Origin of the sequence: Pseudomonas sp. NPDC086581 (genome assembly GCF_044746165.1) — a bacterium.
Classification (GTDB): domain Bacteria; phylum Pseudomonadota; class Gammaproteobacteria; order Pseudomonadales; family Pseudomonadaceae; genus Pseudomonas.
Genome location: NZ_JBIVBR010000005.1, coordinates 246,569 through 268,711 on the forward strand (window position 1 = coordinate 246,569; position 22,143 = coordinate 268,711).

The following is a 22,143-nucleotide window of genomic DNA, read 5'->3' on the forward strand; positions in this document are numbered from 1 at the left end:
TGGGGCGCAATCTAGCAGAAGGGCTGGCGAAGGGAAGCGGAGCTCAGCCGCAGAGGCAGTTGCGGCCCTTCTGCTTGGCCTGGTAGAGGGCGCCGTCGGCGCGCAGGATAAGGCTTGGCAGGTTTTCCTGGATATCCATCTCGGCCAGCCCCAGGGACACGGTGACGCCGGGCAGCACGCCCACCGGCGAATAGAAGGAGGTGACCTGCTCGAGGCTCTGGCGGAGGCGGTTACCGATACGCCGGGCTTCATCGATGGCGATTTCCGGCAGCAGGATGACGAACTCCTCGCCGCCGTAGCGCGCCATGCTGTCTTTGGGGCGCAACTGGCTGCGCAGCGTATGGGCAACCAGACACAACGCGTAGTCGCCGGCCAGGTGGCCGTGTTCGTCGTTATAGTTCTTGAAGTGGTCGACATCGAGCATGAGCATGCACATGGGCTGTTCGTTGAAGGCACAGCGCGTGCTCTCGCGGTCGTAGATGTGTTCCAGCCAGCGCCGGTTGAACAGGCCGGTGAGGGTGTCGATGTTGGCGTTCTGCTCGGTGTCGAGAATGATCCGATTTCCCTCGCGCACCCGCTCGCAAAGCACCGAGAGGAGGTTCTGCATGACCTGCGGGGAGTGCTCGAACAGGCCGATCAGCGCTTCGCGGTGCAGGCGTAGCACGGTGGTCGGTTCGCTGGCGACGACGTAGGCGGAGGGGTGGTCGCTGTCGATGAAGCTGATCTCGCCGGCGCAGTCACCTGGATGCAGGGTGCTCACCGGTTGGTTGTCCAGCGACCCCAGATACACCGTCAGGTGCCCGGTGAGAACCATATAAAGGAAGTGGTTGCGGTTGAATGGCGACAGCAGGATTTCCCCGCGCTCCAGTTCGCAGGCGCGGAAATCCTTGAGCAGTTGCTCCAGATTGGCCGCGGCCACGTTCTGGAACAGGCGCAGGTGCTGGAGTTGGCGGATGTCCTCTTTCCACTGCGCGGCTTTCATGGCGCAGGGGAAGTCGGACGGCGGCTGATGATGTGCACGACTGACTCTCCCTGTAGTCCTCTTCGCACATTTGAGCCATCAGTATTAGTCAGATTTGAGTACTGGCAATTCGCGGTCAGACCCGGCCGACCGGCGGTCGGCCGGGTGTTTCATCAGTGTTCCACTAGCTCCACATGCACAGCGTAACCGCCCAGGCGGTCAGCCAGTGCGGCGCGAGAGTCTAGGTCGAGGCCGCCAACGAAAAGACGCGCTTTCTGACCAAAGCGGTCATCGGCGATCACTTCGATGCGAGGTGCCGGGGACAGGTGCCGTGTCTCGTCCTCGAACACGCGACGAATGGCATCCAGACGCAGCGCCGGCTTGAAGGTCTTGCCCACCGCGGTGACCGGGATGGCATCCAGCAGCCAGACGTCCTTGGGCACCGCCGCGCGTTCGGGGACGTGCCGGGCAGCGTGTTCCAGCAGTTCCGCTTCGCTCGCCTGCATGCCTGGCTTGAGCTGGATATACACCACCGGCAGCTCGCCGGCCTTCAGGCACGGCTTGCCCACGGCAGCGGCCATGGCCACGGCGGGATGGCGGTGCAGTGCTTCCTCGATCATCTGCGGGTCGATGTTGTGGCCGCCCCGGATGATCAGGTCCTTGCTACGGCCGGTGAGCCAGATGTAGCCGTCGGCGTCGATGCGGCCCAAGTCGCCGGTGTTGAACCAGTCGCCGTCGACCCAGATGTCCTTGTTCTTGCTGGCCTGCAGGTAGCCCTTGAAAACGGTGGGGCCGCGCAGGCAGATGGTGCCGATCTCGTCCACGGCGGCGTCGCGCAGGTACTGGCCGTCGCCGTCGAGGATCACCGATTTCAACTCGCAGTAGGGCAGGCGCAGGCCGATGGAGCCGGGGCGACGCTCGCCGCCGCGGGGGTTGCAGCTGGTGCCGCAGGTGCCTTCGGTCATGCCGTAGCCTTCGATGACTTTCAGGCCGGTCTTCGCCTCGAACTGGCGGATTAGCTCCACCGGCATCGGTGCCGCGCCGCATAGAGCGAAGCGCAGGCTGGAGAGGTCGCGGCCCTCGCTGGGCACTTGCAGCAGCGCGGCGTAGATGGTCGGCACGCCGCTGAAGCTGGTGACCTTGTAGCGCTCCACCAGCTTCCAGAAGTCCTGGATCAGTGTCGGGTTGCGATAGCCCTGGGGGCCGACCAGCAGCACCTCGCCGCCGCGCATGAAGGGCGCAAGGCCGGTGACCATCACGCCGTTGACGTGGAACAGCGGCAGGCCGCACAGCAGCACGTCGTTGCCGTCGTAGCCGGAGTTCAGACCCATGATTTCGGCCATCGCCACTTCGTTGAAATGGCTGTGCGGGGCGAGCTTGGGGGTGCCGGTGGTGCCGCCGGTGTGGAAGTAGGAAGCGACTTCGTCCGGGCCGATCACCCGGCCGCTTTCCAGGTGGTCCGCCGGGCACTGGGCGAGCAGTTCGTCGAAGTCCAGCACGCCTTCGGGCAGCGCGCCGCGCGCGATCTTGATCGCCGAACGCTGTGGATCGGGCAGCAGGTTGGCGATGTCGACGGTGACGATGGCGTTCAGTTCCGGCAGGTGCTCGCGCAGGCTGGCGACCTTGCTCCAGAGATCGGTACCGGGGAAGGGCGCCAATGTCACCAGTACGCGGGAGTCGGCAGCACGCACCAGTTCGGCGATGTGCTCGGGATCAAGCAGCGGGTTGATCGCGTTGACGATCCCCGCCGCTTCGCCGCCCCAGATCACATAGTGGGTCTGCGGTAGGTTGGGAAGCAGGAACGACACCGCAGTGCCCGGCCGCACGCCCAGGCGGTGGAAGGCGTTCGCCGCCTGGGTGACGCGGGCGAACAACTGCTCGTAGCTGACCTTGACCGGCTCCTCCGCCGCCGAGCCTTGCAGCAGGAAGCTCAGGGCAGTGGACGGGCCGAACTGCTGCGCCGAGCGGCGCAGCAGTTCATAGGTGTTGGGCGGCAGGTCGCGCTCATGCAGGGGGACCTGTTCCAGGGCTTCAACGTCACGCAGGCTGCTGATCGGGGCGTTCATGCTTGTTCTTGTTCTCCGCAGGGTCAGGGGATCACAGGCGCTCCCGCAGCCAGGCGCCGATATCGCCAAGCTCCTCGTTGCTCACTTCGTGGCTCATCGGGTAGGTGCGCCATTGGGCGGGCACCTGGTTGGCCTGCAGGAAGTCGTACGCGGCGCGGCCCATGGCCGGCGTCACCACGTCATCGAAAGTGCCATGCAGGCAAAGGGCGGACAGTTGTCTTTTTGTAGCCGGCAGGCTTATGCCTTCGCTGAATGTCGGGCCATAGGTGGAGAGGGCCATGACCCCGCCCAGTTCGCCGTTCCAGCGCAGGTAGCCAGTGTGCAGCACCACGGCGCCGCCCTGGGAGAAACCGGCGAGGATGATGCGTTTGGGCGCGATGCCCTGGTCGATCTGTCCCTGGATCAGCGCGATCACGCTGTCGGCCGAGGCTTCCAGTTGCGCGTCGTCGATGGCGCGGGCCGGAGCCATGGCGAGGATGTCGTACCAGCTGGGTGCGGGCATGCCGTTGAACACGGTGACCGGGCGGGTCGGCGCCTGGGGCAGGATGAAGCGCGTCGAGGTGAAACTGCGCTGCAGCATCTGTGCTACCGGCTCGAAGTCGTAACGGTCGGCGCCCAGGCCGTGCAACCAAATGACGCAGGAGTCGACGCTCTGGCTGGGTTCGAGGATCAGTGGCTGGGTCATGGAGGCTCCAGGATGGGGCAGGCGCTCTAGGAAGGGGCGCTGCGTGGGAAAAAGGGAGGAGGGGCGATGCAAGAAGATGTCGCATGGCCATAACTTGTGGGACTTGACTGCACGAAATTACACGAACGTTCCTAGGCTGGTACGGCCCTTGCTATCGCTACTGGCAGGCTGTGCGGCCCCACTTCCGGTAACACTCTACCGACCCCATCCGGAAAGCTGTACCGGAAGTGGCGCCGCGAAAGCCTTGGGCTGCTTCAGGGCCCGCCGTGCCGACTGCGGTCAACAGTCGGCGCGGCGAGCCTTCGCCTTCACGCAATGATCCCTTGATGACCCGTTCCAGCGCGCAAGACCTGTGCGCTCGAAGGTGTGTTCGCGGCGTCCGTAGGATTTTTCATAGGCCGTCTAGACTCACCTTCAGGTCTCCATCCCGTTTGTTGTCTTGCTGGTGCCTCACGAGGGTACGGCGGTGGAACCGGGACTCCAAAACACTAAAAAAGCAACGGAGAAGATCGATGAAGATGGTGAAATCCACCCTGGCAGTGCTGACCACCGCCGCCGTGTTCGGCATCAGCGGCCTCGCGCATGCCGGCGCCACCCTGGATGCTGTGAAGAAGAAAGGCTACGTGCAGTGCGGTATCAGTGACGGTCTTCCCGGCTTCTCGTATGCCGATGCCAAGGGCCAGTACAAGGGCATCGACGTGGACGTCTGCCGCGCCGTGGCGGCGGCCGTGTTCGGCGACTCGACCAAGGTCAAGTACAGCCCCTTGACCGCCAAGGAGCGCTTCACTGCGCTGCAGTCCGGCGAGATCGACATCCTCTCGCGCAACACCACCTGGACCAGCTCCCGCGATAGCGCGATGGGCCTGAACTTCGTCGGCGTGACCTACTACGACGGCCAGGGCTTCCTGGTGAACAAGAAGCTCGGCGTCTCCAGCGCCAAGGAACTCGACGGCGCCACCGTGTGCATCCAGGCCGGCACTACCACCGAGCTCAACCTGTCCGACTACTTCCGCTCCAACAACCTCAAGTACACCCCCATCACCTACGACACCTCCGACGAGAGCGCCAAGTCGCTGGAGTCCGGCCGTTGCGACGTGCTGACCTCCGACCAGTCGCAGCTCTACGCCCAGCGCATCAAGCTGGCGGCGCCGGACGACTATGTGGTGCTGCCCGAAGTGATCTCCAAGGAGCCCCTCGGCCCGGCCGTGCGCCAGGGTGACGAGGAGTGGTTCGACATCGCCCGTTGGACGCTCTTCGCGATGCTCAACGCCGAGGAACTGGGCATCAACTCGAAGAACGTCGAGGAACAGGCCAAGAGCACCAAGAACCCGGACGTCGCGCGTCTGCTCGGCGCCGAGGGTGACTACGGCAAGGATCTCAAGCTGCCCAAGGACTGGGCGGTACAGATCGTCAAGCAAGTGGGTAACTACGGCGAGATCTTCGATCGCAACGTCGGCGACGGTAGCGACCTGAAGATCAAGCGTGGCCTCAACGCCCAGTGGAACAAGGGTGGTCTGCAGTACGCACCGCCGGTGCGCTGACCTGACCCGCTCCGGCGCCCGGAGTCTGGGCGCCGGACAGTTTCGAACGACGTGAAGCCTTCCGGGCGATCTCGGGCGTAGCCCTCGGTCGCCCGGCGGCCTTCCGAGAGGGCTTACATGCAGAATTCCGTCAAGGCCCAGCGTCCGCGGGGGGTATCGCTCAACGATCCCGTCGTGCGCGGCTGGGCATTCCAGGTCATCGCCGTCATCATCGTTGTGGCGGTCGGCTGGTTCCTCTTCGACAACACCCAGACCAACCTCGCCCACCGCGGCATCCAGTCTGGTTTCGGCTTTCTCGACCACAGCGCCGGCTTCGGCATCTCCCAGCACCTGATCGACTACAGCGAAAGCGACACCTACGGACGGGTGTTCATGGTCGGGCTGCTGAACACGCTGCTGGTCACGGTGATCGGTATCGTCTTCGCCACCATCCTCGGCTTCATCCTCGGTGTGGCGCGGCTGTCGCCCAACTGGCTGATCCGCAAGCTGGCGACCCTGTATATCGAGACCTTCCGCAACATCCCGCCGCTGCTGCAGATATTCTTCTGGTACTTCGCCGTGCTCGGCCCGCTGCCGAACCCGCGGCAGAGCATCAGCTTCGGCGACCTGTTCTTCGTCAACAACCGTGGCCTGCAGATGCCCGCGCCGATCGCCGCCGACGGCCTCGGCCCGTTCATCGTCGCGGTGATCCTGGCGCTGGTCGGCTGGACGGTGATCTGGAAGTGGGCCAAGGCCCGCCGCCATGCCACTGGCAAGGCCTTCCCGGTGTTCCTCAGCGGCCTGGCCCTGTTGATCGTGCTGCCGGGTCTGGTGTCGCTGGTGGCCGGCGCGCCTTTCCACTGGGACGTGCCAGTGCTGCAGGGCTTCAACTTCCGTGGCGGCTGGGTGGTGATCCCGGAGCTGGTGTCCATCGTCCTTGCGCTGTCGGTCTACACCGCCGCCTTCATCGGCGAGACGGTGCGCGCCGGCATCCAGGCGGTCAGCCACGGTCAGACCGAGGCGGCCGGCTCCCTGGGCCTGCGTCCGGGGCAGACCCTGCGCCTGGTGATCATCCCGCAGGCGCTGCGGGTGATCATTCCGCCGCTCACCAGCCAGTACCTGAACCTGGCGAAGAACTCCTCGCTGGCCGCCGCCATCGGCTATCCGGACATGGTCTCGCTGTTCGCCGGCACGGTGCTCAACCAGACCGGCCAGGCCATCGAAACCATGGCTATCACCATGAGCGTGTACCTGGCCATCAGCATCAGCATTTCGCTGCTGATGAACGGGTACAACAAGCGCATCGCGCTGGTCGAGCGGTAGAGGGAGCAGACCATGACAACTCATACCTTCAAGCCCGACCTGCCTCCACCCGCGATGAGTGTGGGCGTGCTCGCCTGGTTGCGCGCGAACCTGTTCTCCAGCTGGTTCAACACCCTGCTGACGCTGGTCGGCCTGTACCTGGTCTACCTGATCGTGCCGCCGCTGCTGGAGTGGGCGATCATCAAGGCCGACTGGACCGGGACTACCCGCGCCGACTGCTCCCGCGAGGGCGCCTGCTGGGTGTTCATCGGCTCGCGTTTCGGCCAGTTCATGTACGGCTTCTACCCCGAGGAACTGCGCTGGCGCGTGGACCTCACCGTGCTGTTCGTGGTGTTCGGTGCGGCGCCGCTGTTCCTCAAGCGCTTCGCGTACAAGGTGAAGTACGGCCTGTGCTTCCTCGTGGCGCTGCCGATCGTGGCCTACTGGCTGCTGCACGGCGGCTTCCTGGGGCTGGAAACCGTGCCGACCAGCGCCTGGGGCGGCCTGATGCTCACCGTGGTGATCGCCGCGGTCGGCATCTGCGGGGCGATGCCGCTGGGCATCCTGCTGGCGTTGGGGCGACGCTCGAAGATGCCGGCGATCAAGGTCATCTGCGTCACCACCATCGAGTTCTGGCGTGGCGTACCGCTGATCACCGTGCTGTTCATGTCCTCGGTGATGTTGCCGCTGTTCCTGCCCGAGGGGATGAACCTGGACAAGCTGCTGCGGGCGATGGTGATGGTGGTGCTGTTCGAGGCCGCCTATATCGCCGAGGTGGTGCGCGGGGGCATGCAAGCCATTCCCAAGGGCCAGTACGAAGCGGCGGCGGCCATGGGCCTGGGCTACTGGCGAACCATGGGCCTGGTGATCCTGCCGCAGGCGCTCAAGCTGGTGATCCCCGGCATCGTCAACACCTTCATCGCGCTGTTCAAGGACACCAGTCTGGTGATCATCATCGGCCTGTTCGACTTCCTCAACAGCATCAAGCGCGCCACCGCGGACCCGGCTTGGCTGGGCATGGCCACCGAAGGCTATGTGTTCGCCGCGGTCGTCTACTGGATTTTCTGTTTCGGCATGTCCCGCTACTCCATGCACCTGGAGCACAAGCTGGACACGGGCCACAAGCGTTAGGAGCGAATCATCATGTCTGAAGCCACCAACAAGACCGCACAGCCGGCCATCGGCGATCACGTGATGATCACCATGAAGGGTGTGAACAAGTGGTACGGCCAGTTCCACGTGCTCAAGGACATCAACCTGGAGGTCAGGCAGGGCGAGCGCATCGTGCTCTGCGGGCCGTCCGGCTCGGGCAAGTCCACCACCATCCGCTGCATCAACCGCCTGGAAGAGCACCAGCAGGGCAGCATCGTGGTCGACGGCACCGAGCTGACCAATGACCTCAAGCAGATCGAGGCGATCCGCAGCGAAGTCGGCATGGTGTTCCAGCACTTCAACCTGTTCCCGCACCTGACCGTGCTGCAGAACTGCATCCTGGCGCCCATGTGGGTGCGCAAGATGCCCAAGCGCCAGGCCGAGGAAGTCGCCATGCATTATCTGGAGCGCGTGCGCATCCCGGAGCAGGCCAACAAGTTCCCCGGCCAGCTCTCCGGCGGCCAGCAGCAGCGCGTAGCGATTGCCCGTGCGCTGTGCATGAAGCCGAAGATCATGCTATTTGACGAACCCACCTCGGCGCTCGACCCGGAAATGGTCAAGGAAGTGCTCGATACCATGATCGGCCTGGCGCAGAGCGGCATGACCATGCTCTGCGTGACCCACGAGATGGGCTTTGCGCGCACCGTGGCGAACCGGGTGATCTTCATGGACAAGGGCGAGATCGTCGAGCAGGCACCGCCAGACCAGTTCTTCGACAACCCGCAGTCGGACCGCACCAAGCTGTTCCTCAGCCAGATCCTGCACTGACAGAGGGCTCTTCGTAGGAGCGAGCTTGCTCGCGAACGGATTCCCCGGTCACTCAGGTGCCGGGCGGTTCGCGAGCAAGCTCGCTCCTACGGCGATTTTCCCCCTTCCCTCATCCCGCCAGGCCAACCTTGCAACGCTCGTCTCCCCCGATGGCAAGCCAGCGCCGCAACGGCGTATGCTGCCGGTTCCACCGCAACAAGGTGCGCATCGGGAAAACCGGCTGAACTCGGCCGCCCCATCGGTGTTCCCATGTGCAGTGGTTTGTCAGGGATGGGCTACCGTTTCAGGTAGCTCCCCTGCATCCGCCGTCCAAAGGAAGAGAGCCGACGTGAACCTGATCCTATCGCCATTGAACCTCAGCAAAGCCAAGGCCTGGGGCGCCCACGCGGTGACCTCCAGCGGTGTCATCCTCGCGCTGCTTGCGCTCCTCGCGCTGGTCGACAACAAGCCTCAGGCCTGCCTGCTGTGGCTGGGCGCGGCCTTGTTGGTGGATGGTCTGGACGGCACCCTGGCGCGCAAGTTCGACGTCAAGGCGGTGCTGCCTCACTTCGATGGCTCGACCCTGGACCTGGTGATCGACTACCTCACCTACGTCTTCATCCCTGCGATCTTCATCTACCGCTACGTGCCGCTGCCGGTGCATACCGAGCTGCTGGCGGTGGGGGTGATCCTGGTGTCCTCGCTGTTCTGCTTCTGCAACGTCAACATGAAGAGCAAGGACAACTACTTCGTCGGCTTCCCGGCCGCCTGGAACGTGGTGGCGGTGTACTTCTTCGTGCTCGACCCGAACCCCTGGGTGAGCTTTGTTACCGTGCTGGTGCTGGCCGCGCTGACCCTGACCCGCATGAAGTTCCTGCACCCCTTCCGCGTACGCCAGTTCATGCCGCTGAACATCGCCGTGACCTTCGTCTGGATGCTCAGCAGCGCGCTGCTGATCCTCCAGCATCCGGTGGACCAGCCCTGGCTGCTGGGCCTGTGGTTCGTGGCTTCGGCTTACTTTGTCGGCGTTTGCGTGTGGCGTACGGCGATGGAGTGGTTCCACTGATTCTTCCGTCGATCCACATATCCGCGTAGGAGCGAGCTTGCTCGCGAACGGTGTTGTCCGGCGGCTTCCACGTCCGGCGGGTTCGCGAGCAGGTCCGCTTCCACGACAATCCCACCATCGGCTTGACGTCAGGCCTGCCGCCCCATCAGCCGCTGCCGGAAAGCTCCCGGCGTCTCCCCGCACACTTGTTTGAACAAGCGCGCGAAGCTCGCCCGGTCGGCATAGCCGACATCGCTGGCGATGCGCTCCAGCGAGCGCCCCGGATCACCCAGTGCCTCCTGTGCCGAAGCAATGCGCAGGCGTTGCACGTAATCGTTCGGCGACATTCCGACCTGCTCACGGAAGCGCCGCAACAGCGTGCGCGTGGAACAGTGCACGCGCTGCGCCAGGCTGGCCAGGTCGAAGGGCTGCGCGTAGTTGTCTTCCAGCCAGGCCAGCAGCGGCTCCAGGGGCGACCCCGCGGGCAGCGGGTCGGGTAGCAGTGGAGTGAAGCGCCGCTGGCGGCCGCGCCCGTGCTCGAACACCAGGGTCCCCGCCGCGCGACGCGCCAGTGCCGCGCCGGCATGGCGCTCGATCAGGTACAGGCACAGGTCCAGCCCGGCCTGGGCGCCGCCTGAGCAGAGGCGCCCCCTGTCGTCGGTGCACAGGGCGTCGATGTCCAGCCGCACCTGCGGGTAACGCTCGCGGAACGCCGCTTCCAGTGCCCAGTGCGTGGTGGCGCGGCGCTCGTCCAGCACGCCGGCTTCAGCCAGCAGGAAGGCGCTGCTGCACAGGCTGCCCAACTGCACGCTGGCGGGAGCGCGGCGCAGCCAGGCTAGCAGCGGTTGATTGGCGGCAAAGGTGGCGTCGATATCCGCGCCGGTGGCGGGGATCAACAAGAGATCGCAGTGCGCTGCAAGGTCCAAGGCGCCTTCCACTTCCACACGGCCGAAGGGCAAGGCGACCGGCGCACCGTCAGCGCTGACCCGCAGTACTTCAAAGCGTCGCTCGCCGGCCAGGCGGTTGGCGAGGTGGAAACTGTCCATGGCCAGGCCAAGGCTGGAACACAAGGTTTGCGGGCAGACGAACAGGGCTATCCTGAACATGGCGTCTCGCTTCTGGTCTGGCGATTCAAGTCTACTGTTCCGACGATACAGCTGGCGCTATTGATCATAATGTTGTCGATATTGCCAATCGTGTCCAGTCGATCCATCCCCGATACTGCGTCATCTCTCCTGACACGAGCCCCGCCATGGCCCATCCCAACGCCCAACTGATCGAACGTTTCTACCAGGCCTTCCAGCGCCGCGACGGCGAGGCCATGGCCGCCTGCTACAGCGCTGACGTGCAGTTCAGTGACCCGGTCTTCACCGACCTGCACGGCGCCGAGGCCGGCGATATGTGGCGCATGCTCACCGCTCGCGCCCAGGATTTCTCGCTGACCTACGAGGGGGTCGAAGCCGACGAAACGTGTGGTTCGGCGCGCTGGGTGGCGTCCTACACCTTCACCCAGACTGGTCGGAAAGTGATCAATCATATTCAGGCACATTTCCACTTCCGCGATGGACTGATCTGTCAGCACGTGGACAGCTTTGACCTCTGGAAGTGGTCGCGCCAGGCCCTCGGCGCCAAGGGCGCCCTGCTAGGTTGGGCGCCGCCGGTGCAGGGCGCGATCCGCGCCCAGGCGGCCAAAGGCCTCGCGGCATACCGCGCACAACGCGTAGGGAAGGCCTGATAGCGGGCTTTCGGGCTCGCCCGCGGCGGCCGGATAGGCTTAAATGACAGGCGACTGAGAGCCGGACGCCGCCATGATCACACTTTTCCAGTTCCCGCCCGCCTTCAACGTACCCAACGTCAGCCCTTTCTGCCTGAAGCTGGAGACCTTCCTGCGCCTCGCCGGCCTGGAGTATCAGGTCAAGCCCGTGATGGACCCGCGCAAGGGGCCCAAAGGCAAGCTGCCGTTCATTACGCTGGATGGCAAACCCATCGCCGACACGGCGATCATCATGCGTACCCTGCAGCAGTACTACGAGTTCGACCTCGACGCCGGCCTCGACGCCCGCGGACGTGGCTGGGCGGTGTCGATCACCCGCCTGTGCGACGAGCACCTGGTGCCGCTGCTGGTTTACTTCCGCTGGCTCGACGAGCAGGGCTTCCGCCAGGTGAAGGACGTGATGCTGCGCAGCATCCCCGCCCCCCTGCGGCCCGTGGTGGGCGCCATGCTGCAGCGCAAGATCCGCGGCGACCTGAAGGGCCGCGGCCTGCTGCGCCACAGCCGCGAGGAGTTGCTGGGCTTCGCCCGCGACGACCTCGAAGCCCTGGACGGCATGCTCGGTGACTTGCCGTATTTCGGCGGCGCCCAGCCGTGCAGCGCCGACGCGGCGACCTACGGCGTGCTGGCCAACCTGATCCTCAGCACCCTGGAAACCCCGCTCAACGACATGGCGCGCAGCTACGAGCGTCTGGTTGCGTACTGCGATCGCATGCAGGCGCGAGTCTGGGCGTCGTGACCGCCGCCGAGCCAAAGCCCTGGTTCGTTTACCTTGTGCGCGCCGAGAACGGCGCGCTCTACTGCGGCATCAGCGATGACGCGCAACGGCGTTTCGAGACCCACCGCACTGGCAAGGGGGCGCGCTTCTTCCATTCCAGCCCGGCCCAGGCATTGGTCTATGTCGAGGCCTGCCCCGGCAAGGGCGATGCGTTGCGCCGCGAGCGCGCGATCAAGGCCCTGACCAAGCAAGCCAAGGAGCGCCTGGTGCTGGCCAATCCCTTCACCATCAGCGCCGTGGATGTCGTCCCATCCGAGGGATGAGGTAGGACTCGTCCTACGTACGGGTTAAGCTGCCGGACCACCTTCCGGCCGCTGGAGCCACCCATGTCCGAGCTGATCCTGCACCACTACCCGACTTCGCCCTTCGCCGAAAAGGCGCGTCTGATGCTGGGCTTCAAACAGCTGTCCTGGCGCTCGGTGACAATCCCGCCGCTGATGCCCAAGCCGGACCTCATGGCCCTCACCGGTGGCTACCGCAAGACGCCGGTGCTGCAGGTCGGTGCTGACATTTACTGCGACACCGCGCTGATCGCCCGCCGCCTGGAGCAGGAAAAGGCCGTGCCGACGCTGTTCCCCGAAGGCCACGAATTCACCTCGGCCAGCTTCGCCCTATGGGCCGACTCGGTGATCTTCCAGCATGCCGTCAGCCTGGTGTTCCAGCCCGAATCCATCGCCATGCGCTTCGGCAAGCTGCCGCCGCAGTTTCTCCAGGCCTTCGTCGCTGACCGCAGCCAGCTGTTCAGCGGCGGCACCGCCAGCCGGTTGCCGGCCGAGCAGGCCAAGCACCAGTGGCCGGCTTTCATGGCGCGTGTCGACGAACAGCTGTCCCGCGAGGAAGGCGACTTCCTGTTCGGCGAGCCTTCCATCGCCGATTTCGCCCTGGCCCACTGTCTGTGGTTCCTCAAGGGCACGCCGGTCACCGCGCCGCTGGTGGACGATTACCCGTCGGTCGCCGCCTGGCTCGGCCGCGTATCGGGCTTCGGCCACGGCGCCGCCAGCGAGATGAGCGCCGAGGAAGCCATCGCCGTGGCCCGTGACAGCCAACCGGCGGCACTGCCGGAAGAAGCCTTCATTGATCCCAACGGCTTCAAGGCCGGCCAGCGCGTGGTGATTGCCGCCACCGACTATGGCTGCGACCCGGTGGAGGGCGAGCTGCTGCATGCCGGGTTGGAGAGTCTGATCCTGCGCCGCGAAGACCCGCGCGCCGGCACCGTCCACGTGCACTTCCCGCGTATCGGCTTCAGCATCCGCCCGGCCTGAGTCCGGCCGGGCCGGGGCATTGCCGCGTCACCGGTGTACGCAGGCGCGGCAGGTTCTCGGCCATTTCGCGGAAGTGCTCCAGGCGCTCGTAGCAGAGCGCCATTTCCCCGCTGTTGCTGTTGTACCAGGCGTCCGGTGCGCCGCAACTGACCAGCCGCAGGTTCAGTGGGCGCGGCGGGTGGAACAGACGGAAGACCTCGTTGATCATCAGCTGCAGGTGATCACCGTCGCGTAGCAGGGCGATCAGCGGCCCGGCTTCATCCGGGTTAATCGAAGGCGTGTCCCAGGTCAGGTGCCAGGCCGCGTGGTGCTGGATCGATGACGTACGTCGGGTGTGCCTGATCCATTCGAACGCCTTGTTCGCCTGGCGGAATTCCTGGTCGCAGTAGACCGCCCGTTCGTAGGGCAGGCCAGTGAGCGGCGGTAGCCAGTCCAGCCGCGCCATGTCGCTGCCGTAGAGCAGGCAGGCGATGTTGTAGTAGCGCTGCTCGTCCAGCGGGTGGCTGTCCCAGGCCAGCACCTGGTCCGGCGGCGGCTTGGGCGTCTGCCACTCGAGCCGCCAGTAGTCGGCGATGTCCAGCAGGCGCGCGTCCACCTCGTCACGCGGCAATTTCGCGTAAAGGTGGAACAGCAGGATGAAGCCGAGCTGGTCCGCGGCATCCTCTTCACGCCCGAGCACCGGCAGGTCGTACTCGGCGATCAGCATGTGTCCCATCTCGTGCATTACGCTGAATTCCGCGTTGGCCAGCACGAAGCGTGCGACGCTTGGCGTGAGGGGCGTCGGCTCGGCGAAAAGCAGGCGAGTGCAGAGGAGCAACAGCAGCGCCCAGCACGAGCAGTGCATCCGGGGATGCCCGGAGAGCGGGGACGCTGCGACAGTAGGGGCGTGCAAGGCGGGCATGGCGGCCACCGCGAGCGAGAGGCGCCTGATTTGACTCTAGCAGCGCGGAACCTCTTGCTCTGGGGTGTTTTGTCGGAAGTTGGCTTGCTCGCGAACCGCAAGGCGACACTCGTCAGGCACAAAAAAGCCCATCGCGGGATGGGCTTTTTTGTGAGCGCACGGACCTCAGTCCTTGCGGCGCTTGAGCTGGTCCTGCAGTTGGGTCGGCAGGCCGCGGATGATCAGCATGTCGCGGGCCTCGTCGTACTCCACCTTGCTGCCCAGCAGGTGCGCCTCGAAGCTGATAGACAGCCCCTCGGCGCGGCCGGTGAAGCGGCGGAACTGGTTGAGGGTGCGCTTGTCCGCTGGGATCTCCGGCGACAGGCCGTAGTCCTTGTTGCGGATGTAGTCGTAGAAGGCCCGCGGCGCCTGGTCGTCCATCAGCTCGGAGAGCGCGTCCAGGGCCATCGGCTCGCCGATCTTGGCCTGGCTGGTGGCGTAGTCCACCAGCACGTCGGTCTTCTCGCGGGCCTGCTCTTCGGGCAGGTCTTCGCTCTCCACGAAGTCGCTGAAGGCCTTGAGCAGGGTGCGGGTCTCGCTCGGGCCGTCGACGCCTTCGGTGCAGCCAATGAAGTCGCGGAAGTAGTCGGAGACCTTCTTGCCGCCCTTGCCCTTGATGAACGAGATGTATTGCTTGGACGTCTTGTTGTTCTGCCACTCGGAGATGTTGATCCGCGCCGCCATGTGCAGCTGGCCAAGGTCCAGGTGGCGCGACGGGGTCACTTCCAGCGCGTCGGTCACCGCCACGCCTTCGCTGTGGTGCAGCAGGGCGATGGACAGGTAGTCGGTCATGCCCTGCTGGTAATGGCAGAACAGCACGTGGCCGCCGGTGGAGAGGTTGGATTCTTCCATCAGTGTCTTCAGGTGTTCCACCGCCTGCTTGGAGAAGGCGACGAAATCCTTGCCGCTGTCCAGGTACTCGCTCAGCCAGCCGCTGAAGGGGTAGGCGCCGGACTCGCCCTGGAACAGGCCCCAGGCCTTGTTCGGCTTGGCGTTGTAGCTCTCGTTGAGGTCGGCCATCAGGTTCTCGATGGCCTGGGAGTCGCCCAGCTCGGCGTCGCGCGCGTGCAGCGTCGCGGGGTTGCCGTCGGGCTTCTTGTCGATCAGGTGGACGATGGCGTGACGAATCGGCATGGCGGACCCGGAAGTTCAGTGCCGGCGGCGCCGCACGCATCGAAGCGGCGGCGGGGCGGGCGGATTGGAAAACGCCAGAGTTTACCCGACCCGGCGCCGGGATGCGCGACGCCGATCAGTCCGCCGCCGGCGCCAGCCCCTCGTCGCGCTCGCGGCGGTTGCGGCGCAGCTGGCGCAGGCGGCGAATCACGTAGTTCAGGTGCAGGTGCAGTTCGTACAGCTCGTTGTAGTAGGACAGCGGTACCTCGACCTTGGCCAGCTCGGCCTCCAGCTGCTCCAGGCGTTCGATCTCGGTGCTCAGCTCAGCGCTGCCGGTGCGTTCGTCCAGGCGCCGGTCGATCTCGCGCAGATAGCGGTACCAGCGGTAGATGCGCGCGCGGATGCGCCAGCGGTACAGCGGTCCGATGGATTTGAGCAGCGGGATGAGGATGGCGATGAAGGGGATCAGCAGGATGATGTAGCGGTCTGCCAGCGAGGCGATACGGAACGGCAGGAAGCGCTGCAGCAGTGGCGGGCCGCTCTTGTAGTAGCGCTCGGCATCTTCCTGCAGGGCCAGGGTGCGCGGCTCGGCGCTGGGGAAGGCGCCGGCCGCGTCGAGCAGGGTGCCGCTTTTCATCACCGCGCGTGCGGCTTCGAGGATCAGCGGAGTGAGCGCCGGGTGGAAGTCGCCGTTGACCACCAGGGTGGCGACCGGCGAGAGGGTCGCAAGGTCCTCGTCCGGCACGTTCTGCGCCAGGTTCAGCAGGCCTTCGCTGACTTCCACGCGCTTGAGGAAGGGAATCCGCGCTTCATAGGCATGGGCGCGGCGAAAGCCGGTGAGCTTCAGGTCCGGACTCGCGGCCAGGCGCTGGATCAGCGGATTCTCCGCCGGGCCGACGAAAAAGGCGGCGTCCAGTTCGCCGGCCAGCAACTGGTTGGCCACTGCGTTGCCGCCGTGCGCTTGCCAGCCGGCGGGCAGGGGATCGGTGGGAATCTCGTTGGCCGTGAGGATGGCCTCGGTCACCGCCTCGGTGCCGCTGCCGGAGCCACCAATGGCGACGCGCAGGGCGAGCAGGTCGGCCAGGCGGTCGATCTTCGCCTCGCGGCGCTGGAACAGCCACAGCGGCTCCTGAAACACTGCGCCTAGTGTCTTCAGGTGCGCGCGTTGCTCGGCTTCCAGCTGTTGCTCCTGGCCGCTCTGCACCAGCGCCAGGTCCACGCCGCTCTTGCCGTCCAGCAGTTTGCCGAGGTTGTCCCGCGAGCCTGCCGTGCGCACCAGCTGCAGGTCGAAGCCCTGCTTGGCCAGTTCCTCCTTCAGCCGCTGGCCGAACACCGCGTAGCCGCCACCCGGGGCGCCGGTGGCCAGAGTGGCGCTCATCGGCGGCGGCGGCGCGACGAAGTAGAAGACCGCGGCGACCAGCGCGGCCAGCACCGGCACCAGCCAGAGGTTGGCGCGTACCAGGATGGCGAGGTCCTTGAGCATGTTCAGAAGGCGTTGCATGGAGAGTCCTTGTGGCGACGTGCTGTCCTGAAAAGATAGTCAGCCTGCGCGGAGGCGGCCGGCGAATCCGCCCTCGCGAAGGCGGAAGCCGCTATCATCCGAAACCTTCGAAACACGGCTGCGGACTTCACGGCATGCGCATTCTCCACACCTCCGACTGGCACCTGGGCCAGCATTTCATGGGCAAGAGCCGCGAGGCCGAGCACCAGGCGTTCTGCGCCTGGCTGGTCGAGCAGGTGCGCGAACGGGCCGTGGACGCGGTGATCATCGCCGGCGACGTGTTCGATACCGGCGCGCCGCCCAGCTATGCCCGCGAGCAGTACAACCGCTTCATCGTCGAGCTGCGCGACACCGGCGCGCGGCTGGTGGTGTTGGGCGGCAACCATGACTCTGTGGCGATGCTGGAGGAGTCCCGCGACCTGCTGGCCTGCCTGGATACCCAGGTGATCGCTGCCGTCGGCACCGACCTCGACCGCCAGTTGCTGGTGCTGCCGCAACGTGACGGCCAGCCCGGCGCGATCCTCTGCGCGATCCCCTTCATCCGCCCGCGCGACGTGCTCACCAGCCAGGCCGGGCAGAGCGCGCAGGACAAGCAGCTGGCGTTGCAGCAGGCGATCCAGGCGCATTATCGCGAGCTGTTCGAGCGTGCCGAGGCCGAGCGGGAAAAGCTCGGCCGACACCTGCCGATCATCGCCACCGGTCACCTCACCACCGTCGGCGCCAGCGCCACTGAGTCGGTGCGGGAAATCTACGTCGGCACCCTCGAAGCCTTCCCCACCAGCGCCTTCCCGGCGGCGGACTACATCGCCCTCGGCCATATCCACCGGCCGCAGAAGGTCGGCGGCCTGGAGCACATTCGCTACTGCGGCTCGCCGATTGCGCTCAGCTTCGACGAGGCGACCCAGGGCAAGGAAGTGCTGCTGGTGGACCTGGATGACAGCGGCCTGCGTAGCGTCACCGCGCTACCGGTGCCGCGCTTCCAGCCGCTGAAGTCGGTGTGCGGCAGCCTCGCCGAGCTGCCCGCCGAACTGGCCCGCGTCGCCCGCGAAGGCAGCGCGGAGCAGCCGGTCTGGCTGGAAGTCATGGTGCACACCGACGATTACCTGACCGACATCCAATTGCGCGTCGATAAGCTCTGCGAAGAGCTGCCGGTGATCGTCCTGCGCACCCGCCGCGAGCGCGGCACCGCGCAGGCGGCGTTGTTCAGCGAAGCCAAGGAAACCCTCGATGAGCTCAGCCCCGAAGACGTATTCCGCCAGCGCCTGGACGCCGAAGACCTGGAGACGCCGTTGCGCGAGCGCCTGACCGGGCTCTATCGGCAGGTCGTGGCCGATCTGCAGGAGGAGCACCCGTGAAAATCCTCAGCCTGCGTCTGAAGAACCTCAACTCGCTCAAGGGCGAATGGAAGATCGACTTCACCGCCGAACCCTTCGCCGGCAATGGCCTATTCGCCATCACCGGGCCGACCGGGGCAGGCAAGACCACGCTGCTCGATGCCATCTGCCTCGCGCTCTACCACCGCACGCCGCGTATGGGGGTGTTGTCGCAAAATAGTAACGAGTTGATGACTCGGCACACTGCAGACTGTTTGGCCGAGGTGGAGTTTGAGGTAAAGGGGGTTGCCTATCGCGCCTTTTGGAGTCAGCGACGTGCGCGTGATCGTGCTGAAGGGGCACTGCAGCAAGCGAAGGTCGAACTTGCTCGGATCGACCAGAGTACTGGTGAAGGTGACGTTCTCGCAGACAAGGCCACCGAGAAGCTTCGCGTTATTGAATCTCTAACAGGCTTGGATTTCGAGCGCTTCACCAAGTCCATGTTGTTGGCTCAGGGTGGTTTTGCTGCGTTTCTTGAGGCGAACTCCAACGAGCGAGCGGCATTACTGGAACAACTTACGGGGACCGAGGTTTATGGTCTCATCTCCAAACGCGTGTATGAGCGGACAAAGACGCTAGCCGAAGAACTGCGCCTGCTCAGGGCTCGATCTGATGGTGTTGAGTTGCTCAGCGCCGAACAACGCGGCGACCTGGAGCAGCAGGGTCGCGACGCCGCCGTGCAGGAATCCGCCATACAGGCACAACACGCAGCACTCCAGTCACAACGCCGCTGGCGCGAGGACCTGACCCGCGCGCAGCAGCAGGTCGAGCAGGCCGGCGCGAAAGAGGCCAGTGCGCGCCTGGCGCTGGAGCAGGCACAACCCGATCTGCAGCGTTTGGCGGACAGTGAGCCCGCCGCGCGACTGCAACCTTTGCACGAGGCTTGGCGTAGCACCCACGAGAGCGTCGAGCAGGGCCGCGCGGCGCTGGAAGAAAACCGCACACAGCAGGCGTCCAACCGCGAAGCGCTCGCCCAGGCTCTGTGGGCGGCCAGCCAGTACGCGCAGCTGATGCTGGCTGCGCGCGAGAGCGAGCACAAGGCTGTCAGCGAACAACACCAGGAACTGCAGGCGCGTCTGGCGCAGCATCCTCAGCGCGCCAGGCTGGGAGAACTGCTCGGCGGCTGGCGCGCACAATTCGCCCAGCGCTCGCGTCTGGCCCAGGCCATTGCCGGCTTGCAGCAACAGGCCCATGTCGCCGATCAAGCATTGCAGGCAGCGACCACGCAGCGCCAGATGCTGCAAGGCAACGTCGCCTTCATGCGACAGCAGTTCGACGCGGCCGGGACGCAGGAGACGCAGCATCAGCAGCAGCTCGATGCCTTGCTTGGTGGCGCTACCGAGACAGACCTGCGTGAGCGTTTGCAGCAGTCGCAGCTGCAAAGCCGCGGACTGGACCGTCTCGAACAACTGGCCCAGACCCGCGCCCAGGCCGCCGGGCAAGTTGCGCGCTGGCAGCCCGAGCTGGATGCGCTGCGTCTGAAAAAGGCTGAACGCGACACGGCCATCGTCGCCCTGCGCGAGCGTTATCAGGCGACCAAACAACAGGTCGCCGACAAGGAAAAACTCCTGCAGCAGGAGCAGCGCATCCACCAGCTGGAGCATCTGCGCGCGCAGTTGCAGCCCGGCGAGGCCTGCCCGTTGTGCGGCTCGCCGGAGCACCCGGCGGTGGCGGCTTACCAGGCGCTGGATGTGTCCTCAACGCAGAAGGCGCTGGAGCAGGCGCGCCAGCAACTGGCCGAGCTGGAAAGCCAGGGTATCGCCCTGCGCGGCGAACTGGCCGAGCTGGATGCGCAACTGCAGCAGGGGCAGCGCCAGCTGGACGAGGCCCAGGCCGCATTGGCGCAGCACCAGCAGGCTTGGCAGCAACAGTGTGAGGCGCAGGGGCTCGCGCTGCCGGATGACCAGCACCTCAGTGCCGAGCGGGAGCGGCATGAGGCGTCGCTGACCGCCTTGCAGCAGCAACTGAAAACGCTGGAAGACCACCGCGTCCAACTCCAGCAGGCGCAACAGCAACGCCAGCGCGCCGAACGCGATCATGCCGAGGCAGCGCAGCAACTGGCGCTGTTCGACCAGCAGCAGACCCACGAACGCCAGCGCCAGGAAGAGCGTGCGCAACAACTCGCGACCCAGCGTGCTGATCTGCAACAGCAGGATCAGGCGCTGGCAACCTCGCTGGGTGGGCTGGGCTACGAGGTTCCGCAAGACGGCGAGCAATGGCTGGCCGAGCGCACGGCAGAGTGGCAGCAATGGCAGCAGGACCAGCAGCGCAGCCAGGAACTGGTCACGGCCGAGCGCAATGCCGAACAGGCTGCCCACGCCGCGCAACAGATCGCCGCGCAATGGCAGCAGCGTTGGCAGGCCGCTGGCTTCGATGCGCGCCCGCCGCTGGCAGCTCATGCAGCGCCGCAGCAGGCATTGGCAAACGCCGAGGAGCAACTGGGTACCGCCCAGCGTCACGCTGACGCCTTGCAGGGCCGTGAGCAATCGCTACTGGAACGACTGGAACAGGAGCAGGTGCGCCTGGCGGAGCGCCTGGCGAACTGGCAGAAAGCGCTGGCGGCAAGTCCGTTCGCCGATGAGTCGACCTACTTTGCTGCGCTGCTGGACGATGCCCAGCGCAACGAACTCAGCCAGCTGCGCCAGCGCCTGGAAACGGCCATCACCGAAGCGGTCACCCTGCACGCCGCCGCAACTCAGGATGTCGAGCGCCTGCAAGCCGAGCCCCACGGAGAACTGCCGCTCGAAGAGCTCGACCAGCAGTTGCAGGCACTTGCCACCCAGCTGCGCGAACTCGGTCAGCGCCAGGGCGAGATTCGCGCCCAGCTGCAAGGCGACGACAACCGCCGCGCGAGCCAGCAGAGCCTGTTCGCGGAAATCGCCCGGCAAGAGGAAGAACACGATCTCTGGCAGCGTCTCAACAGTCTGATTGGTTCTGAGAGTGGCGCTAAGTTCCGACGCTTCGCCCAGGGCCTGACCCTCGACCACCTGGTGCACCTTGCCAACCGCCAACTGCAGCGCTTGCACGGGCGCTACCAGCTGGCGCGACGCAGCGATGGCGAGCTGGAACTGGAGGTGGTGGATACCTGGCAGGGTGACACCGCGCGGGACTGCAAGACGCTGTCGGGTGGCGAGAGCTTCCTGGTCAGCCTGGCTTTGGCGCTGGCGCTGTCGGATCTGGTGAGCCACAAGACCAGCATCGATTCGCTGTTCCTCGACGAAGGCTTTGGCACCCTTGACGGCGAGACGCTGGAGGTGGCGCTGGACGCCCTCGACAGCCTCAACGCCACGGGCAAGACCATCGGCGTGATCAGCCATGTCGAAGCGCTGAAGGAACGCATTCCGGTGCAACTCAAGGTGCACAAGGGTGTCGGCATGGGCTACAGCCAGTTGGATAACCAGTTCCGTTTCAACCCGGAGAAGGCCTGATGGAAACGTCGGTGCGCCGCTGCGAAGCGTACGATCTTGCCGATTGGGTCGAACTGCGGCTGCAACTCTGGCCTGGGGATCATTCGGAATCTTTCTTTGAGGAAGCACGCGACATTCTCGCGCAGCCATCACGCTTCGGCGCGTGGCTGGCCCGTGATGAACAGGGCAGGGCGCTTGGGCTGGCGGAGGCCTCCGTGCGCCGCGATTACGTGAATGGCACTGACGGATCGCCGGTGTTGTTTCTCGAAGGCATCTATGTGCGCGAAGACGCCCGCCGGCAAGGCGTGGCGCGGGCTCTGGTGTGTGCAGTACAGGCCTGGGGTTGTGCCCGCGGCTGCGTGGATTTCGCCTCCGATGCGGCACTGGACAACACCATCAGCCATGTCCTGCATCGCGCCTTGGGTTTCGTCGAAACCGAGCGTGTCGTGTACTTCCGCAAGCCACTCCACGATTGATCCATATCAGTCGGAACGCGAGCTTGGTACTGCGGTCAACTTGC

General features: G+C 65.3%; 19 protein-coding genes. 12 read left to right on the forward strand and 7 right to left on the reverse strand.

Annotated elements, in window-relative coordinates; genetic code table 11:
• Nucleotides 1–43 precede the first annotated feature (43 nt).
• From ACIPK7_RS12745 to ACIPK7_RS12755, 3 genes are all read right to left on the reverse strand, one after another.
• The gene (locus ACIPK7_RS12745; protein ID WP_024767150.1) at nucleotides 44–982 is read right to left on the reverse strand and encodes a GGDEF domain-containing protein; all 939 of its coding nucleotides are present in this window, start codon (nucleotides 980–982) and stop codon (nucleotides 44–46) included.
• 152 nt (nucleotides 983–1,134) lie between these two features.
• Nucleotides 1,135–3,027: an acyl-CoA synthetase gene (locus ACIPK7_RS12750; RefSeq protein ID WP_401088067.1), complete on the reverse strand. Its 1,893-nt coding sequence runs from the start codon at nucleotides 3,025–3,027 to the stop codon at nucleotides 1,135–1,137.
• Nucleotides 3,028–3,058: 31 nt separating this feature from the next.
• Complete coding sequence (locus tag ACIPK7_RS12755) at nucleotides 3,059–3,712, reverse strand: alpha/beta hydrolase (protein WP_401088069.1); 654 nt, start codon at nucleotides 3,710–3,712, stop codon at nucleotides 3,059–3,061.
• A gap of 512 nt (nucleotides 3,713–4,224) precedes the next feature.
• On the opposite strand from ACIPK7_RS12755, the gene ACIPK7_RS12760 reads away from it, so the two are divergent.
• The 5 genes from ACIPK7_RS12760 to pcsA all read left to right on the forward strand — a co-directional run bounded on the left by ACIPK7_RS12760 (nucleotide 4,225) and on the right by pcsA (nucleotide 9,499).
• A complete protein-coding gene (locus tag ACIPK7_RS12760; RefSeq protein WP_081516109.1) occupies nucleotides 4,225–5,253 on the forward strand; it encodes an amino acid ABC transporter substrate-binding protein in 1,029 nt (342 codons plus the stop codon).
• 117 nt (nucleotides 5,254–5,370) lie between these two features.
• The gene (locus ACIPK7_RS12765; protein ID WP_401088071.1) at nucleotides 5,371–6,555 is read left to right on the forward strand and encodes an amino acid ABC transporter permease; all 1,185 of its coding nucleotides are present in this window, start codon (nucleotides 5,371–5,373) and stop codon (nucleotides 6,553–6,555) included.
• A gap of 12 nt (nucleotides 6,556–6,567) precedes the next feature.
• Entirely contained in the window at nucleotides 6,568–7,665 is a 1,098-nt protein-coding gene (locus ACIPK7_RS12770; RefSeq protein ID WP_401088073.1) for an amino acid ABC transporter permease, read from the forward strand.
• A gap of 12 nt (nucleotides 7,666–7,677) precedes the next feature.
• Nucleotides 7,678–8,454 (forward strand): amino acid ABC transporter ATP-binding protein, encoded by a 777-nt coding sequence (locus ACIPK7_RS12775; protein WP_192435274.1) that lies wholly within the window; start codon nucleotides 7,678–7,680, stop codon nucleotides 8,452–8,454.
• A gap of 328 nt (nucleotides 8,455–8,782) precedes the next feature.
• Nucleotides 8,783–9,499: a phosphatidylcholine synthase gene (gene pcsA / locus ACIPK7_RS12780; RefSeq protein ID WP_192435272.1), complete on the forward strand. Its 717-nt coding sequence runs from the start codon at nucleotides 8,783–8,785 to the stop codon at nucleotides 9,497–9,499.
• Nucleotides 9,500–9,627: 128 nt separating this feature from the next.
• Here the strand turns inward: pcsA and ACIPK7_RS12785 are convergent, their stop codons facing one another.
• Nucleotides 9,628–10,584 (reverse strand): GlxA family transcriptional regulator, encoded by a 957-nt coding sequence (locus ACIPK7_RS12785; RefSeq protein WP_401088076.1) that lies wholly within the window; start codon nucleotides 10,582–10,584, stop codon nucleotides 9,628–9,630.
• Nucleotides 10,585–10,730: 146 nt separating this feature from the next.
• On the opposite strand from ACIPK7_RS12785, the gene ACIPK7_RS12790 reads away from it, so the two are divergent.
• The 4 genes from ACIPK7_RS12790 (at nucleotide 10,731) to ACIPK7_RS12805 (ending at nucleotide 13,289) form a co-directional block, all read left to right on the forward strand.
• On the forward strand, nucleotides 10,731–11,213 hold the full coding sequence (locus ACIPK7_RS12790) for a nuclear transport factor 2 family protein (RefSeq protein ID WP_192435268.1): 483 nt from the start codon (nucleotides 10,731–10,733) through the stop codon (nucleotides 11,211–11,213).
• 73 nt (nucleotides 11,214–11,286) lie between these two features.
• A complete protein-coding gene (locus ACIPK7_RS12795) occupies nucleotides 11,287–11,988 on the forward strand; it encodes a glutathione S-transferase C-terminal domain-containing protein (RefSeq protein WP_192435266.1) in 702 nt (233 codons plus the stop codon).
• On the forward strand, nucleotides 11,985–12,290 hold the full coding sequence (locus ACIPK7_RS12800; protein WP_192435264.1) for a GIY-YIG nuclease family protein: 306 nt from the start codon (nucleotides 11,985–11,987) through the stop codon (nucleotides 12,288–12,290). The genes ACIPK7_RS12795 and ACIPK7_RS12800 overlap by 4 nt, the downstream gene beginning before the upstream one ends.
• A gap of 63 nt (nucleotides 12,291–12,353) precedes the next feature.
• The gene (locus tag ACIPK7_RS12805; protein ID WP_192435262.1) at nucleotides 12,354–13,289 is read left to right on the forward strand and encodes a glutathione S-transferase family protein; all 936 of its coding nucleotides are present in this window, start codon (nucleotides 12,354–12,356) and stop codon (nucleotides 13,287–13,289) included.
• On the opposite strand, the gene ACIPK7_RS12810 is transcribed toward ACIPK7_RS12805, so the two are convergent.
• From ACIPK7_RS12810 to ACIPK7_RS12820, 3 genes are all read right to left on the reverse strand, one after another.
• Complete coding sequence (locus tag ACIPK7_RS12810) at nucleotides 13,270–14,106, reverse strand: DUF4344 domain-containing metallopeptidase (protein ID WP_401088079.1); 837 nt, start codon at nucleotides 14,104–14,106, stop codon at nucleotides 13,270–13,272. The two genes, ACIPK7_RS12805 and ACIPK7_RS12810, sit on opposite strands and share 20 nt — an antisense overlap.
• 249 nt (nucleotides 14,107–14,355) lie before the next feature.
• Nucleotides 14,356–15,363 carry a nucleoid-associated protein YejK gene (yejK, locus tag ACIPK7_RS12815; protein ID WP_184591109.1) on the reverse strand — a complete coding sequence of 336 codons (1,008 nt, stop codon included), beginning with the start codon at nucleotides 15,361–15,363 and terminating at the stop codon, nucleotides 14,356–14,358.
• A gap of 115 nt (nucleotides 15,364–15,478) precedes the next feature.
• Nucleotides 15,479–16,843 (reverse strand): TAXI family TRAP transporter solute-binding subunit, encoded by a 1,365-nt coding sequence (locus tag ACIPK7_RS12820; protein WP_401088081.1) that lies wholly within the window; start codon nucleotides 16,841–16,843, stop codon nucleotides 15,479–15,481.
• Between the two features lie 134 nt (nucleotides 16,844–16,977).
• Here ACIPK7_RS12820 and sbcD point away from each other — a divergent pair, with 134 nt between their 5' ends.
• From sbcD to aac(6'), 3 genes are read left to right on the forward strand one after another with little or no spacing between them, the layout of a single operon-like run.
• Nucleotides 16,978–18,198 carry an exonuclease subunit SbcD gene (gene sbcD, locus ACIPK7_RS12825; protein WP_401088083.1) on the forward strand — a complete coding sequence of 407 codons (1,221 nt, stop codon included), beginning with the start codon at nucleotides 16,978–16,980 and terminating at the stop codon, nucleotides 18,196–18,198.
• Nucleotides 18,195–21,644 carry an AAA family ATPase gene (locus ACIPK7_RS12830; protein WP_401088085.1) on the forward strand — a complete coding sequence of 1,150 codons (3,450 nt, stop codon included), beginning with the start codon at nucleotides 18,195–18,197 and terminating at the stop codon, nucleotides 21,642–21,644. The genes sbcD and ACIPK7_RS12830 overlap by 4 nt, the downstream gene beginning before the upstream one ends.
• Entirely contained in the window at nucleotides 21,644–22,099 is a 456-nt protein-coding gene (gene aac(6'), locus ACIPK7_RS12835) for an aminoglycoside 6'-N-acetyltransferase (RefSeq protein ID WP_401088087.1), read from the forward strand. Before ACIPK7_RS12830 ends, aac(6') begins: the two co-directional genes overlap by 1 nt.
• Nucleotides 22,100–22,143 lie beyond the last annotated feature (44 nt).